This is a genomic window from Paenibacillus sp. EKM212P, from assembly GCF_011066115.1.
GTDB classification, from domain to species: Bacteria; Bacillota; Bacilli; order Paenibacillales; family Paenibacillaceae; genus Paenibacillus; species Paenibacillus polymyxa_B.
In genome coordinates, this window is the sequence record NZ_JAAMNR010000001.1 from 533,133 (window position 1) to 548,784 (window position 15,652).

General features: G+C 46.1%; 18 protein-coding genes. 3 read left to right on the plus strand and 15 right to left on the minus strand.

Annotated features, from left to right (window positions below):
• Positions 1 to 5: 5 nt before the first annotated feature.
• Together hemH and hemE are read right to left on the minus strand one after the other, a co-directional pair.
• Complete coding sequence (gene hemH, locus G9G54_RS02505) at positions 6 to 947, minus strand: ferrochelatase (RefSeq protein ID WP_165175864.1); 942 nt, start codon at positions 945 to 947, stop codon at positions 6 to 8.
• A 31-nt stretch (positions 948 to 978) separates the two neighbouring features.
• Positions 979 to 2,025, minus strand: coding sequence for a uroporphyrinogen decarboxylase (gene hemE / locus G9G54_RS02510; RefSeq protein ID WP_061828618.1), 1,047 nt, complete (start codon positions 2,023 to 2,025; stop codon positions 979 to 981).
• A 233-nt stretch (positions 2,026 to 2,258) separates the two neighbouring features.
• Here hemE and G9G54_RS02515 point away from each other — a divergent pair, with 233 nt between their 5' ends.
• A complete protein-coding gene (locus G9G54_RS02515; protein WP_061828619.1) occupies positions 2,259 to 3,479 on the plus strand; it encodes an MFS transporter in 1,221 nt (406 codons plus the stop codon).
• A 109-nt stretch (positions 3,480 to 3,588) separates the two neighbouring features.
• On the opposite strand, the gene G9G54_RS02520 is transcribed toward G9G54_RS02515, so the two are convergent.
• The gene (locus tag G9G54_RS02520; RefSeq protein ID WP_185156268.1) at positions 3,589 to 4,233 is read right to left on the minus strand and encodes an O-methyltransferase; all 645 of its coding nucleotides are present in this window, start codon (positions 4,231 to 4,233) and stop codon (positions 3,589 to 3,591) included.
• Between the two features lie 157 nt (positions 4,234 to 4,390).
• On the opposite strand from G9G54_RS02520, the gene G9G54_RS02525 reads away from it, so the two are divergent.
• Positions 4,391 to 5,551 carry a THUMP domain-containing class I SAM-dependent RNA methyltransferase gene (locus tag G9G54_RS02525; protein ID WP_023987994.1) on the plus strand — a complete coding sequence of 387 codons (1,161 nt, stop codon included), beginning with the start codon at positions 4,391 to 4,393 and terminating at the stop codon, positions 5,549 to 5,551.
• 188 nt (positions 5,552 to 5,739) lie between these two features.
• Positions 5,740 to 7,722 carry an LTA synthase family protein gene (locus tag G9G54_RS02530; RefSeq protein WP_165175866.1) on the plus strand — a complete coding sequence of 661 codons (1,983 nt, stop codon included), beginning with the start codon at positions 5,740 to 5,742 and terminating at the stop codon, positions 7,720 to 7,722.
• Positions 7,723 to 7,916: 194 nt separating this feature from the next.
• Here the strand turns inward: G9G54_RS02530 and G9G54_RS02535 are convergent, their stop codons facing one another.
• The 12 genes from G9G54_RS02535 to G9G54_RS02590 form a co-directional block, all read right to left on the minus strand.
• Positions 7,917 to 8,186, minus strand: a complete 270-nt coding sequence (locus G9G54_RS02535) for a hypothetical protein (RefSeq protein WP_061828621.1) — start codon at positions 8,184 to 8,186, stop codon at positions 7,917 to 7,919.
• Between the two features lie 94 nt (positions 8,187 to 8,280).
• On the minus strand, positions 8,281 to 8,502 hold the full coding sequence (locus G9G54_RS02540; protein WP_007429791.1) for a DUF1450 domain-containing protein: 222 nt from the start codon (positions 8,500 to 8,502) through the stop codon (positions 8,281 to 8,283).
• A gap of 23 nt (positions 8,503 to 8,525) precedes the next feature.
• Positions 8,526 to 8,828 carry a heme biosynthesis protein HemY gene (locus G9G54_RS02545; protein WP_013309686.1) on the minus strand — a complete coding sequence of 101 codons (303 nt, stop codon included), beginning with the start codon at positions 8,826 to 8,828 and terminating at the stop codon, positions 8,526 to 8,528.
• A gap of 261 nt (positions 8,829 to 9,089) precedes the next feature.
• Entirely contained in the window at positions 9,090 to 9,356 is a 267-nt protein-coding gene (locus G9G54_RS02550) for a hypothetical protein (protein ID WP_165175868.1), read from the minus strand.
• 136 nt (positions 9,357 to 9,492) lie between these two features.
• Complete coding sequence (locus G9G54_RS02555; protein ID WP_165175870.1) at positions 9,493 to 10,713, minus strand: M14 family metallopeptidase; 1,221 nt, start codon at positions 10,711 to 10,713, stop codon at positions 9,493 to 9,495.
• A gap of 120 nt (positions 10,714 to 10,833) precedes the next feature.
• Complete coding sequence (gene racE / locus G9G54_RS02560) at positions 10,834 to 11,643, minus strand: glutamate racemase (RefSeq protein WP_023987989.1); 810 nt, start codon at positions 11,641 to 11,643, stop codon at positions 10,834 to 10,836.
• A 208-nt stretch (positions 11,644 to 11,851) separates the two neighbouring features.
• A complete protein-coding gene (locus G9G54_RS02565; RefSeq protein ID WP_165175872.1) occupies positions 11,852 to 12,175 on the minus strand; it encodes a YtxH domain-containing protein in 324 nt (107 codons plus the stop codon).
• Positions 12,176 to 12,271: 96 nt separating this feature from the next.
• Positions 12,272 to 12,919 carry a helix-turn-helix transcriptional regulator gene (locus G9G54_RS02570; RefSeq protein WP_165175889.1) on the minus strand — a complete coding sequence of 216 codons (648 nt, stop codon included), beginning with the start codon at positions 12,917 to 12,919 and terminating at the stop codon, positions 12,272 to 12,274.
• Positions 12,920 to 12,927: 8 nt separating this feature from the next.
• Positions 12,928 to 13,368 carry a DUF86 domain-containing protein gene (locus G9G54_RS02575; protein WP_023987986.1) on the minus strand — a complete coding sequence of 147 codons (441 nt, stop codon included), beginning with the start codon at positions 13,366 to 13,368 and terminating at the stop codon, positions 12,928 to 12,930.
• A 24-nt stretch (positions 13,369 to 13,392) separates the two neighbouring features.
• Complete coding sequence (locus G9G54_RS02580) at positions 13,393 to 13,680, minus strand: Dabb family protein (RefSeq protein ID WP_165175891.1); 288 nt, start codon at positions 13,678 to 13,680, stop codon at positions 13,393 to 13,395.
• 80 nt (positions 13,681 to 13,760) lie between these two features.
• Positions 13,761 to 14,186: a phage holin family protein gene (locus G9G54_RS02585; RefSeq protein ID WP_023987985.1), complete on the minus strand. Its 426-nt coding sequence runs from the start codon at positions 14,184 to 14,186 to the stop codon at positions 13,761 to 13,763.
• A gap of 207 nt (positions 14,187 to 14,393) precedes the next feature.
• Positions 14,394 to 15,530, minus strand: a complete 1,137-nt coding sequence (locus G9G54_RS02590; RefSeq protein WP_165175893.1) for a polysaccharide deacetylase — start codon at positions 15,528 to 15,530, stop codon at positions 14,394 to 14,396.
• Positions 15,531 to 15,652 lie beyond the last annotated feature (122 nt).

Genomic DNA, 15,652 nt, shown 5'->3' on the forward strand with positions numbered 1-15,652 from the left:
TGCCCTCATCCCTTTTTCCATTGGTCTATGATGACATCACTAAGCGTCTCCATATACAGTGGATCACTGTTGAGTGAATCAATACGCTGAAAACGCATATCCAATTCCTTCGCCAACGCCTGTGCTTCAATATCCAGATCGTATAACACCTCTAAGTGATCAGAAACAAAGCCAACTGGCGCAGCCAGCACATACTCCACTTGCTCTTCCTTAAGACTGTGCATGGTATCCAAAATGTCTGGCCCCAGCCATGGTTCTGCTGTACGACCGGCACTTTGCCACGTAAACTGCCAGTTGGTAATTCCCGCCTTGTCCGCAACAGCCTGCGAAGTAGCCATTAATTGCTCCACATAGGGATCACCGATAGCCAAAATCCGTTCAGGCAAGCTGTGCGCACTAAACAGAACACGAACCTCATCCCGCTTGGCTCCAGCTTCTTCAAAAAGCGCCAGTTTGGCGTTCACACGCTCAGTCAGCGTCTTAATCAACTTAGGATGAAGATAATAGCTCTCCACAAATGATATGGCCAGATCCAGTTCCTGTGCCTTAGCCTGTGCGCGCTTAATATAAGTGCCTACACTCATAACGGAATAATGCGGAGCCAGCACGACACCTACCGCTGCACGGATGCCATCTTGCACCATGGCTTCCACACCGTCCTCAATAAACGGTTTGGCATGTTTGAGTCCCTGATAACAGACAAATTCAATGTCCGGGTTGCGATTTTCCCGATTTAAGGTTTCCTGCAGGTTTTGAACCTGCCGATCCGTATTCTGACGCAGCGGAAACACACCGCCCACAATAGCTTCATAACGATCCTTTAATTCCTTTAATTGCTCCGGCGAAGGAGCATTACCACGACGAATATGTGTATAATAGGCTTCCACCTGATCCAGACTCTCCGGCGTCCCGTAGGACATGACCAGTACACCCACTTTGGTTTTCATTAGTAGACCACCTCTTAACATTTCTAATGTATTAATTTTTTGACAAAACCGAACGGGAATACTCATGCACATAATTAGTAAGCTCTCTTAGCTTATCTAGCGAGGCTTCAGGAAATAAACCGTGACCGAGATTGAAAATGTAACCCGGCTCCAAGATGCCTTCATCTACAATGGTTTTCGCATACTGCTTGATAACATCGATTGGCGCAGTAAGCACATAAGGATCTAGATTTCCCTGTACACCAAAACCGTTGCCCAAGCGACGACGTCCTTCAGGTATACTTACCCGCCAGTCCAGTCCAATCACATCGGCTTTTAACCCATTCAAGTGTGGAAGCAATTCACCAGAGCTTACGCCCGGGAAATAAATTTTAGGTACATCCAGATCAGATAATTCATGGAAAATACGTGTGATAGTCGGCAGCACAAAAGTTTGAAAATCATAAGGCGAAAGCGCACCTACCCAGCTATCAAACAATTGAAAAGCCTTACCGCCATTAGCGATATGAGCTCGCACGTATGTAATAACCATGTCCCCTAGCTTATCCATCAGGCGATGCCACAACTCAGGCTCTCCATACATCATCGCTTTGGTGCGAATATATCCTTTGGAGGGTCTTCCTTCTATTAAATAGCTTGCAATGGTAAAAGGCGCTCCAGCGAATGTAATTAATGGCACGTTCAGTTCACGGTCCAAAATACGAATCGTTTCCAAAATATGACCCAAATCGCGTTCCACATCAATCGGACGCAACTTGTCTACGTCTGCAGCTGACCGGATCGGATTATCAATAACCGGACCAATATTTTTGACAATATCAAAATCAACCCCTAGCGAGGCTACCGGATTCATAATATCAGAATATAAAATTGCAGCGTCTACCCCAAGCTTGCGCACGGGCATTAAAGTCACTTCTGCGGCCAGCTCGGGCTGGCGGCATATTTCAAGCAACGTGTATTTTTCTTTAATTTTGCGATACTCAGGGTCATACCTTCCGGCCTGCCGCATGTACCATACGGGAATATGATCCACAGCTTGCTTGCGGCAAGCGCGGATAAAAGTATCATTGTAGGTCATGACTTCAGCCTCCAGTTCGAATCATAAATACTATATTTTATTATGCCCTTTTTCAAGAGTCGTAACAACCGCAGCTCTCGAACAAACCATGACAAACCCATGACATTTGGATAAAGTTTCAATGAAGTGTGCTATACTAGAGAAATGGCTTTTTTAAAGCTCGGGAGAAGTTATGCTTTGATAAGTAGGATTTACAACAGGATGAGAATGGGCAGAAAGGAAGTGAAAGCACATTGAAAACGTGGGAGACATGGAAAATCAATCTCATTGTGCTTTGGTTCGGTCAGTTTCTGGTCAATGCGGGTATTACGATGATTACTCCGTTCCTCGCCCTGTATCTGGCTCAGGACCTTCATGTGAAGGGAGAGCACGATATTGGTCTATGGGCCGGAGTTATTTTTGCCGCTAACTTTTTGACCTCATTTATGTTCCAGCCTTTGTGGGGGAAGCTGGCTGACCGATATGGACGTAAAGTCATGCTGCTTCGCTCAGGCTTTGGTATGGCTTTGGTCATCGGATGTATGGGTTTGGTCACCCACCCGTGGCAACTGCTGGCGCTTCGCCTGCTGAACGGTACGATTTCGGGTTTCAATCCGGCATCGATTTCCTTAGTGTCGGGTACCACTCCCAAAGAGCGAACCGGATTCGCTATGGGAATTATGCAATCCGGTCAGATGGCTGGCACGATTCTCGGCCCTCTGCTAGGCGGATTTTTGGCTGACTGGGTCGGATTCAGACCGATCTTTTATATTACAGGCACTCTAATTTTTATAGCCTCGCTTATCGCAATGTTTCTGGTTAAAGAAAATTTCAGCAAAACGGAAGCTGCACGCATACCACAAATTTCGGTTCTTGCCGGATTAAAGGAGTTAAGCCATACGCCCCAGCTTCCGGCTTTGTTCACCGTAACGTTTTTGCTCCAGTTTGCCATGATCAGTACGGTGTCTCTGCTGCCGTTGTATGTGCAAAAGCTGTATGGATCGGCAGAAGGAATTGCGCTGATTGCCGGGTTTGTTACGGCTATTACAGGTGTATCCAATATGGTTGCTGCACCGCTCCTTGGAAGACTGAGTGACAAGATAGGAGCACACAAGATCTTGACCATTGCACTGCTTGGAACGGCGGTTATGCTTATTCCGCAGGCTTTTGTCAATGAAGTATGGCAACTTGTCATTATCCGTTTTTTCATGGGTGTATTTATGGGCGGTCTGCTGCCAAGCGTAAATGCGCTGATTCGCACGTATACACCGGAAGGAATGGAAAGCCGTTCTTTCGGCTTCAATACCAGTTCGCTGGCGCTCGGCAATATGCTGGGTGCTGTCATTGGCGGGGTACTATCCGGTTTTATCGGCATCGAAGGACTGTTTATCATGTCAGGCGTCCTGTTAATCGTCAACATATTCTGGGTACGCATGAAGCTCTTTGATCGTAAGGCTGCGCCTGATTTCAGGTAAGAAAATCTTAGGGTAAGACAAGCTTGCCTTAACAGACAAGAACCTCCTTGTTCACGCTGCCGTGGACAAGGAGGTTCTTTTTTTCATAGCTATACATATGGAATGCATGCTATTTAACTCGAGCTAGCGCCAATCCATCATAAGCTGGCAAAAGCGTGCTGACCAGCCGTGGATCTGTTGCTATCGTTTCATTAAAACGTCTCACGGCCTGGACGGCAGGGCCGTTCTTATCCGTATTCAGCGTCCGTCCGCGAAGGAAACAGTTGTCTCCCGCAATAATGGCACCCGGATTCGCCAGAGCAATCGCATATTCCAGATACACTGGGTAATTTTCCTTATCTGCATCAATGAAGAAAAAATCGAAAGTTCTTCCCTCTTCCTGAAGTTCCTTCAAGCTGTCCGCTGCGGGTCCGATACGATATTCGACACGGTCACCGTATCCGTTGTTTTCCATATGTCGATATGCCAGCGCTGCGTACGCTTCTTTCAGCTCCAGTGACACAATGCGGCCCTTTTCTCCCAGCCCACGAGCCAGACATAATCCACTGTAGCCGCCTAATGCGCCGATTTCCAGTACATGCTGTGCGCCAGATACTTCAATTAGAAAGGTCAACAGTTTTCCGTAAGGATGGGCAACGGATACTTCCGGCATACCTTCTTTAACGATAGCCTCCCTGATACTGCGCAGTGCTTCATCCTCTTGTACCAGCTGGTCTACATATTGTTCAGGCGTCATATTTGGTGTAATTTCCACGGTTCATCTCTCCTTCTTGCTTAATCATAACGTAGGTTGGACGTGGTGTCCTTCGTAAATTTTTCACCTTAATGATTTGTCTCTTCGAGTACAATGACCTATACTATAGGGATTGAACCAAGCTTACATGATTATGGGGACGGAGTGAATACGTTTAATGACTCAACTGCAACTAATTGCAACTGCGCCAATGGGACTTGAAGCCGTCGTGGCCCGGGAACTCAGAGAACTCGGGTACGAAGATCTGACCGTTGAAAATGGCCGCGTCGTTTTTACCGGAGATTATATGGATATATGCCGGTGTAACCTGTGGCTTCGCACATCAGACCGCGTGCTTATAAAAATGGGTGAATTTGCTGCAACTACCTTCGACGAGCTGTTCGAGGGTACCAAAGCATTGCCTTGGCAGGATTGGATTCCTGTAGATGGTGAATTTCCCGTAGAGGGACGTTCGCACAAATCACAGCTTAGTAGCGTACCAGCCAGTCAGGGAATCGTCAAGAAGGCGATTGTAGAGAAGCTCAAGGAAACCTACCACACAGATTGGTTTGCTGAAGATGGCCCTCGTTACGTCATTGAGGTCATTCTATTGAATGATCGTGCGTTGCTGACACTTGATACGACAGGTCCAGGACTGCACAAACGCGGCTATCGTAAGCTCGTTACAGAGGCGCCTCTCAAAGAAACGATGGCTTCTGCTCTTATTCAGCTTAGTCGCTGGAGCCCTGACCGACCATTCTATGACCCATGCTGCGGTTCCGGTACTTTGTTGGTCGAAGCTGCCATGCAAGCCTGGAACATTGCGCCAGGCCTGAGACGTACCTTTAACTCGGAAGACTGGCCTGTCATTGGCAGAGAATTATGGGATCAGGCTCGCGACGAGGCGATGGATTTGACCCGCGATGACATCCCTTTTGAAATTGCAGGTAGCGATATCGACCCAAATGCCATACAAGTTGCTGAGGCAGCTGTAAAAGCAGCAGGCTTTGCTAAAGACATCCCTCTTAAAGTGATGCCTGTAACTAAAGTCAGACTCGAAGGACAATATGGTGTGATGATTACAAACCCACCTTATGGCGAGAGACTGAGCGAGCAATCCGAGGTGGAAAAGCTGATCCGTTCGCTCGCTCGCACGGCAGCCGAAATGAAGACTTGGTCCTTCTTTGCCATCAGCTCCACCAAGCAATTTGAGCATTATTGGGGCCGTAAAGCAGACAAACGCCGGAAGTTGTTTAACGGCCGGATCGAATGCCAATACTATCAGTATCTAGGCCCTCTGCCTCCGCGCCGCAAAGATACTTCGCCGTTGCAGCCTTAAATATGATGAAGCCTAGGCCAGGAAACGAACTCTCTGTTCGTTCTTCTGGCCTGATTTGTGCTGTATTTTCTTTACTTAATCATTGAAATGCGCGAGATGAGCGCTATAATAATTAAAGGCATTTCGGTTTTAACATTACGTTAATATGTAGTTTATACTAGCCGAACATTTCTGCCGGAGGGGGTAAAGTGTTGGTTATTCGCACGTCCAGTGCAAGTCGCACTGGTAACACGTTCAGCAGAGTGCTGCTGTCTCGATATTTTGGATTAGGTCTGTTTTTTGTACTTATGATCGGCAAGCTCGTACTGATTCACTATAACTTGCATGCCCAAAATATTGACATGAATCCGCTGGATTATGTCATCGCTATGGGTTCTCTTTTACTTGTGAGCTTCTGGACCTTATGGCTACCACGTCGCGGACGTTTGATTGCTCTTGTGGTGCTCGATATTTTGCTCACCGCGCTCATTTATTCCGACATGGTTTATTATCGGTATTTCCAGGATTTCATTACGATTCCCGTCTTACTTCAAGCCGGACAAGTTGATTCTCTGGGCGGGAGTATCGCATCCCTTATGTACTGGTGGGATATTTTCTTTTTTGCAGACTGGATTCTGTTCATTCCGTATGTCATATTTGTGGCTTCGTTACGACGTCGACTTACAACGAATGATACTTATTTAGAAGCATCCCGAAGCTCGTTCACAAGGAGGTTCCTGCTTCGCTTCTCCAAAGGGGCATTGGCCTTCCTGATTGGCTATGTATTGACATTTGGGCCGATCAAATATTATACCTCCACGTGGGCAACTGGCATATTTGTCGGCAACTGGTGGTCAATGGCCTTGTACAACGTAACCGGATTGATCGGATTTCATGGATATGACATCTACCGTTATGGTCAAGATCACCTTGGTCCCCAGCCAACATTGGCTCAAGCGGAATCTGATAAGGATAAGGAATGGTTTAATCAGCACCAAAAGTTGCTTCAGGTTAAAAATGATCTATCTGGCAAGTATAAGGGAAAAAACGTGATGGTCATTCAAGCTGAAGCGTTCATGAACTTTTTTATCGGCAAACAGATCAACGGTCAAGCGATTACGCCTAACTTTGACAAACTGACGAAGGAAAGCATGTATTTCAACAATTATTTTCACCAGACTGCGCAGGGTCGTACTTCGGACGCGGACTTCTCTACACATGCTTCGCTGCATCCGCTCCCTACTGGCTCGGTATTTATCCGTTATGCGGACCATAAATTCGATACGTTACCTTCCATTTTGAAGGATACTGGGTATAGTCCCAATGCGTTTCACGTGTACGATAGCAGCTTCTGGAACCGTTACACCATGTATAAGGCAATGAACTATGACAAGTTCTACAGTAAAAAAGATTTTAAAATAGATGAGCCACTCGGTTGGTCCTTGGGAGATAAATCCTTTTTCCGTCAAACGCTCAATGATCTCACCACCGAAGTTAAGCAGCCGTTCTACGCCTATATGGTCGGTATCTCCAGCCATCATCCGTACAACCTGTCACCTGACGCGGTAGATTTGGACGTTGGCGAGTTTGAAGGTACCATGTTCGGAGACTATCTGAAATCTGTCCATTATGTAGATGAAGCACTGGGCGAATTGGTAGATCAGATGAAGAAAGACGGACTGTGGGATGATACGATCCTGATGTTTTATGGGGATCATGACAATTCTATTAAAGACAAAGCACTGTATGAGAAGTTTTTAGACAAGCCACTTACGGATCTCGACATGCAGAAAATCATGAATCAGGTACCATTGCTTGTGCATCTTCCTGATGGAAGTCAGGCGGGCACGTATTCGGAACCGGCAGGTCAGTTGGATCTGACGCCTTCCGTCATGCACCTACTTGGGATTTCTACAAAACCATATCATTTTATGGGAAACGATCTGTTTAGCGGGAAGCCTCGTATGGTTGTACTGCGTACTGGTGCTTTCACCGATGGACGAGTGTACTACATTCCATCGGAGGACGGTACATTCTCCAAAGGAACCTGTTACAACCTGAGTACAGGCCAGCCTACAGATGTCAACGCCTGCGGACCGGGCTATACCGAAGCTCTCAATCGGTTGAACATATCTGATCAGGTTATCACATACGATCTTATTCGCGAATGGGAACCACAAACAAAGAAGTAACTCCTTCTGTATCTAATAGACTTTCTGTGGGAGGTTGCTGACATAGCATCCTCCCCGAACTCTTTTAAGGATGCCGATCGCATAACCGCCCTGCATATAACAAAAAAGCACGATCCATCAGCTTGTAGGTGCTGTGGATCGTGCTTTTTTATATGGATTGTCACTCGACTGCGCTCGTTACCATTCACAAATGCTTAGGAACGCAACGTTTTTTTAGCCTGTTCAAGCCGTTGTACCTCTTCACCAAGCATGTCCTCCGCAACTTCTACTGCATCGTCACCAAGGCTATCCTTCGCCTGCTGTATGGCATGTTCCGCATGAGTGCGAGATTGCTCCGCCTGTTCAATCAGTTGCTCAGCCGGATGTGACAATGCTTGAGAGACGGCATTGTGCAGCCTGTCCACCGAGTTTTGTGTTTGAGCCTCAACGCTGTGATTGTCGAGATTGGAATCATATTGGGCCATGAGTCACACCTCCTTCTGGGCAGTGTTCTACATCCATTAGCATGGATCAGAAGAAGGGGAACTATTCAAAAATTGCAAATGCTGCGTACTGGAACTATTTGATAAAGCGCGCAGCCTTCTCCAATACTTCATCCTCTGTGGCCGCACTCACATAACGTCCGTTCACATACACAAACGCCCGTTTTCCACAAGGACCGCAATACGATTTGCAGCCGATTTTGATCTCGGCATCTGGTGCCATCTTTTGCAACTTGGGCAAGATCGTTTTCAAGCGGATATGATTGCATTCATCACATACGCGAATATCATTGGCCATCTGTCATCCCTCCGAGCTCCGGCTTAGTGGTCGCCGTGATTACCTTGGGAAGGGTTAGTAATGACAAATCCTTCTTCGGGGAAGTACAAGTAATCAATTTTTACACCATCCAGCAGCGGCTGGCCGTTTTCCAAAATGACGTCAATGCCTTTATCTGTAGATACGACAGTATCTGTTTCTTTAGGCGTGTCCAAATCCAGCCCGTAATGAGCATGATCTCCATGAGCATGAGTAATAACAACGCGCAGGCTCTTCCCTTGGTTCTCTTCCTTATCCAGTTCAAGTTTCAATACTTTAGCTGCGTTACGAGTAATTTTGCAGTTCATCAAACTTCATCTCCTTCATATTCATAAAATGTAATGTGGTTCATTGGATACATATCCACACCACACAACCTAGCGGGTAAAATCAACAACTCAAATAATTAGCCTCCATCCCAGAGGGAAAGAGGTACTACGGCGGCACAGCTGCGCCTGAAACATCATTATGAGCCAATAGATCACAATTATGTTCAGCATAGCAAAAGGCAATATTCCTATTGTAAAGAAAATCGTGAAAAATCGCAATCACGAAATTCATAAGCTTATCTACCGAACACGTACACGCTGTTTTTCAAGCACATCTGGATATTTTCGTTCGGCACGGGTGACAAACCAATTCATAAGCAATAGCGTCACACCAATATCGTCGATGGGCATAAACGGCATGACATCAGGTAATACCCAATAGAGCAACACAGGCACCGCAAAGAGTAATTTTTCTCCCAGCGGAATCCTTGATGAAGTAATCAATCGGGGCATACGACGAAATACATGTGACCATTGACGGAGAGATAGTAGTCTTTTCCACTTCATAGGTTGTTCACTCCATTTCCAATGCTCCTAAGTAAATATACCCCATTGAAGGGACATGTAAAGAGGAACACTTATAAAAAACGTGTTCCTCCTAATACGCGCAAATGATTCGATACGTTTCAGTAGGCCGAATTTTTTACCATGACAGCACTGTTGCCATTAACATGCCCACTTCTGCTGCAATATCATCGTAATCACGCATGGGCAGCGGATTTACACCTAGACCGACTTCAACGGTAAACCCTGGTTTACCAAATCGCTGTATAAACCAATCCTTGTACCCTGCATCGCTACCACCCAGTTTTACTGCCCGGTACCCTGTTGCGGCAGCTAGCCGTAAGGCCCAATCTCGGCTCTCCTTAGGCTCTAGATCCCGGTAATTCCAATAGATCTCCTGTCCCTGACTGTGTATGGATAACACCATGTCGAACTGTTCGCGCTCCGTCAGATCGGCAAGCGCCTTGGACTCTGGTTCAGACAAAGGTGCAGGTCCTGCATAGTCTCGTCGAGACGGACCTGTTTTACCGCGTCTGCGTACCTCTTCTTCCCAATATGCCGGAAATTGATCGTTGAGGTCAACACCACGAATATTGGCCTTCCAACCGCGATAATCAGCACGTCCTTCATTCCACTTTTCGAGGTCATGATACAACGGATGAGTTGGGAGTACACCTTGTTGCACCAGTTCTACCCCATCCGGGTTGACCATCGGGACCACCCATAAGGATGTATGCTCCAGCAGATCCCGCGGAGAACCTCCATACACCCATTGAGAGGCCCCTGCATGTTCTCCAGTCCCATCGATCCCTTGTGCATATTGCTCTATAAAACGCAGCAAACAAGGCGTCGTCAGCCATTCATTAGCATGAACAGAAGCATTGGCATGAATTTTACGCGTTCCCTGCCCAATACGTACATAAGGAATATCCTTCCCCATGACACTGGTGCCAATGCTGCCAACTTCAATAAATGGATATCTGTGGGCCAAGGCCGCTAGGTCTTCCTTTAAATCTTCATATCCATACTCTCCACGTAATCGTACAATCTGATCCTGATGGTCTTCAGGAATAACAATTGTTTTCCCTTCCGTAAAATCATGCTCCGCAAGTCCTGGATTCGCTAGCCGTAACTCATCAAGCTCCACACCAAACTGCTTGGCAATCTGGCTTGCATATTCACCAGGCTGAATAACGTATTTACGATCCGTAGACGGACGAATATATAACACTTGACCACTAATCAGATAGGGTTGCGTGGCGGCCCACGGATTATCTACGATTAAAGTATCCGCCGATAGTTTAAAAGCCGAGGCGACCCGGTGCAATGTATCTCCTTTTTGAACGATATATTCCCTCATCTTACTACGCCCCTTCCATCTGCCTTACTGCATGTTATGCAGACGCGGCGTGTCTTGATGTAGCGAAAAGCAAAACAACCGACTTCATTTGTCCAATGACAAAAAAAGTCGGTTGTCTCGTTAATCCAAATTGGTGACTTGCCAGACGACAGGCGTTTGGCGAATTTGCTCCCCGAGCCACTGTGCGGCAATGCGCTGAAACAATTCAGGATCGCCGGAACAAAAAAGCTGATGTACCGGCGTTTCGTCCCCAGCTTCCAACTTGCCTTTGTTATACAAAATGGTGCTCGTCTCACGCGCCGTTTCATCTGCTGAGCTAATGAGCTTCACTGCAGGTCCCATGACTTCTTGAATCGTTTCCTTCAAAAAAGGATAATGCGTACAACCAAGAATCAGACAATCAATCGGATACGTTTGAATAGGTCTCAATGTCTCCTCCACAACCTGCGATGTCGTCTTGGAGCGGAATAACCCTTGTTCCACTAATGGAACAAGCGCAGGACAAGCATGGCTCACCACGTCTACATAAGGAGACAATTGCTTGAGCGCAGCTGTATACGCTCCGCTTCGAATCGTACCGACAGTCCCAATCACCCCGACATGCCCGGTAGCAGTCGCGCTGATCGCAGCACGAGCCCCGGGGTGAATGACTCCGATCACCGGAATGGATACCTTTTGGCTTATATAGTCCAATGCCGCGGCAGTAGCCGTGTTACAAGCAATAATAATGACTTTCGGATCAAATTGAATCAGAAAATCAACCATTTGCTCTGTAAATTTTTTAACCTCTTCCGATGGTCGGGGGCCATACGGAGTGCGCGCAGTGTCTCCAAAATAAATGATTTTTTCCCGTGGAAGCTGACGCATAACTTCTTTTACAACCGTCAAACCTCCTACACCGGAATCCAATATTGCAATCGCTTGCTGCACGTACACACCGCTTCCTTTTTTGTTCAAATATGAGTTGTTTCATCTCGGAAAGCTATCCGTTGCTACATACCTTATGTCGTATTCGTGTAAAAGGTACCCCAAAAGATTACCCTAAAACGAGGAAGTGATCAATAAAAAGGCTCCACCCCAACGGGGGAAGCCACGAATTCAAACTGTATTCTGTGTTTCACCTACGTTTTACAGACCGTTACAGAGCATCTTTTTCCGTATCTTCTTGAACAGTCGCTGATGAAATACTAACCTCAGGAATAATTTCACCCTTTTTACGCCATTGCCCGATTTCATGAATGACGGCTGAGGCTGTCTCCTTAATTTTGTCAGTATACTCAATTGAGGTGTCTGAAATTTTCTCCGCTAGCTCCTGTCCCTTATCACTTACGTTGCGCGCCTGATCTGTAATATTCTGACGCAGCTCACGACCTGACTTAGGGGCAAATAACAAAGCAGCAACCGAACCAACAATGCTGCCTGCCAACGCGCCTCGGATAAAACTTTTGCAGTTCTCCTTCATCATCATCTCTCCCTTGTGCCCGGGCGAATGCCCATCTGTTAGTGCATTATAAGCATGGAGAGCTTGTCATGATACAGAAAACAAGCCTGAAAAGTTTTACTTTTTTTTAGAGCGGATACGATACAGGCAACAACGGCCCCCATCCGCTAAACAATCCTCACGAATAACCTCGGCATCAAGCAGCTCCTCAAACATTTGCTGCTCGCATTCACAAGCCTTGCGGTAACGGCCTGCAATTTGAGAGATAGGACAATTGTATTCCACAATAGAGTAGCTACCATCCTCTTCCTCGCGCCACTCTGCCATATATCCGGAAGCATTTTGGATGCCCGAAAGCTTTTCCACACGTGAAGCCAGTGTAGTCTCCCCCTCCATGTGAGGGGCGTAGCGCTTCATCATTTTACGTTTTCTACCATCAAACAGCGAGTAAACAGCTTCCATTCCCTGTTCTTCATCCAGCTCCTCTAACAGTTCCAGTAACAGATGATCATAATTACGAGGAAACTGCTCGCTTCCCTGCTCGCTCAGACTGTATAAAAACGTCGGGCGTCCCATCGCCTGTCTCACGATCGTAGCCACGATCAGACCATCCTGCTCCATCAATTTGAGATGCCTGCGCACTCCCATTTCGGTAATGCCCAATTGAGCTGCCAAGCTTCCGACGCCCACAGGTCCCTGGGTTTTCAATAATGTCATGATCATGCGCCTAGTGGGCATTTCGGGTACGATATACTTATCCGTCACTTTTGCCTTTACACTCCCTCGGGCTGGGGACCCAATTCCTTATTTAAATAATCATGCACGTTAGATGCAAAAAGCTCCAGCAACCCAGGCAGCTTAGGTGTAAGCGGGTGAAGGCTTGTCCGGTCCCAATGAAAGTACTCCTGTACTAGGGGTTTACGTAAGCCTACCAGCTCTACTAGCGAATGAAATACGGTATCATCCAGTACACCTTCCTCATGAATGATACCGATAATATCCTCATAGCTACTGGCGTCACGCATAATAAATCCGTCGATGATATAGCTTCCTACGTCCGTTACCGTCTCAATCGCCAGATGAAGGCAGCGCTCCTGCACTAGTCCCTGCAACAGATCGCCGTTCCAGGCAGCAGAAGTCTGGCGAAGTCCGGCGACAATGTCGGGAACAGCCCCTAGTCGAAGCTCAATTTGTTCCCGGTTGACATAATACAAGGTCCTGCACCTCCAGTAATCGCTTTAGATTTCATAATCAACTGCGATAGATACATCCTTCACTTCATTCATGTGTACAATAATTTCCTGATGCACAGGGTGTACCTGATACGTTTGCAAATCCTCCAGTGTTTCGACAACAGCGGTAAGGGAAATATCATAAGAACGTTCCGAACGAATCACATCAATACCTACTTCGAGTGACAGCAGCTCTTTGATTTTGCCGTTCATACTGCGCAAAATGGATGCTGTGTGCTCAATGCTTTCAGGGGAGCGGTCTTTCAATTTGAACAAAACAATATGTTTAATCATGCGTATAGGCTCCTTATCTTAAAATGTTCTCTTGAAAATTTTATCATAACGCCCCACATACGGAAAGAAACTTTGTAATTCTAGCGATCTTTTCCACCATTTTTACCATCAGACTCCTTGTCCTTTAATAGGGCAAAAAAATTCTTGAGCTTCGGTGGGAGCGGCAGACCCATTCGTGAACAGTTTTCCGTAATAGAGATCAATTCATTGGATAAATAAAAATACGTTGTCGCCCCTTTCATGATTTCGGTACCCATCAGGAGATCCACGTGATGCGCCAAAGAAATTACCATAAGCATTAAAGCCTTTCTCGCCAACCCCCAAAAACCGGCTTTACTGCTCAAACCTTGCCCAGTCTTAATTGCTGCGGCGACTCCAGTCACATAATCAACAGCCATTGCAACCGTGAATAGCACCATTAGCTGATTCCAGCCGCCAAAGGCAAACGTAATAAGGGCTCCTGCGGTAGCACAAATCATACTAAACATACTCGGATTAATATTCATACCTCTCCTCCTCTCGGGGCGGTTACTGTAATATATGCAGTGACGTGGTAACCCGTAAAGTCATATGACCTGTGCATAGACATGAATTCATAGATTCATATAAAGCGTGCTGCAAACTTCACAACTCCGAGCAAATACAACAAAAAGACACCTTCAAAACCACTATATAAATGGTTAGAAAGGTGTCTTTTCTTTCATGCTATTCAATTAACGATGATCATTCCAAAAATTAAGCGGAGTCATGTTATCATTCAACGGCTCGAACGAATAGCCTTCTTTCTGCAAAGCAGCCATGATTTGTGGAAGCACCTTGATCGTAGATGGCTTATCATGCATAAGAACGACTGGTGTTCTGCCTTGCTTTTTCAATCTCTTAATATCACTTAGGACAGTCTGTACAAAATGCTCTGGATTTTTAGTATAACGCCAATCATTGGAATCAATGTTCCAGTCCCAAATATGATAGCCTGCGCCCGTCAGTTGATCGCGGTATGCTTTCTTCAAATATGGTTTGCTGCCATAAGGTGTACGAATCAAAGAAGTGCGTTTTCCTGTAGCCTTAAATAAAATTTCGTTATCCTGATTCATCTCTGCGAGTGCTGCTGCAGGGGATGCATAGATTTTCTTCACCTGATGCGTCATCCCATGCAAGCCCAAACCATGACCTGCCTCTACCATTCTTTTCATCACTGCGCTATGTTGACGAATTTCAGGTCCCAGCATGAAGAACGTAGCCTTCGCATTATATTTATCCAAAATATCCAACAGTTGCGACGTATGCGCCGTTGGGCCATCATCGAAGCTCAAATAAATCGTACGGCTGGATGATGAGGCAGTTCCCTTGTTGCCTGTATTGCTGGCTTTGTCCGGTTTGACAGCTGCATACTGTTTAATTTCTGTTGCGAATGTATTCAAAAACTGAGCATCAGACAAACTAGCATTTGCGTTCTGAATTCGATACAGATTACTTGTTGGAAGCGTAATAGTGAAGCCAAACGCATCGGTCAAAGTGCGAATGGGCACCATTGTACGATCTCCACGCTCGAACACATCCCCCTTGTTCAAATCCAGCGTAAAGCTGCGATTATGTCCAGTCAGTACCAATGTATTTCCGTTGGCCGAAGTAGAAATCCCCATCTTTTGCCCTAATGTAACGATAGGAACATACAACTTATCATTTTTCATTACGGGCTGAATGGTATTCGAATCTAGCAACACATCATTGACCCCCAGCAAAGGAGCCTTCGCTTGTGCACTCGCCGTATTCGTATGTATACCTAGCAAACCCAAACAACAGATTGCCATCAAGCATACAGCCATCCATTTTGCATTTAAAAGCTTCATTCATTACACCATCCTGTGCTGTATTTTATAATGTGCGGGAGCTATCTCTAGCTTGTCTATGAAGTTATACAGACATGACGATATAGACATGGCAATATAGACATTCACTCAACATATAGAAC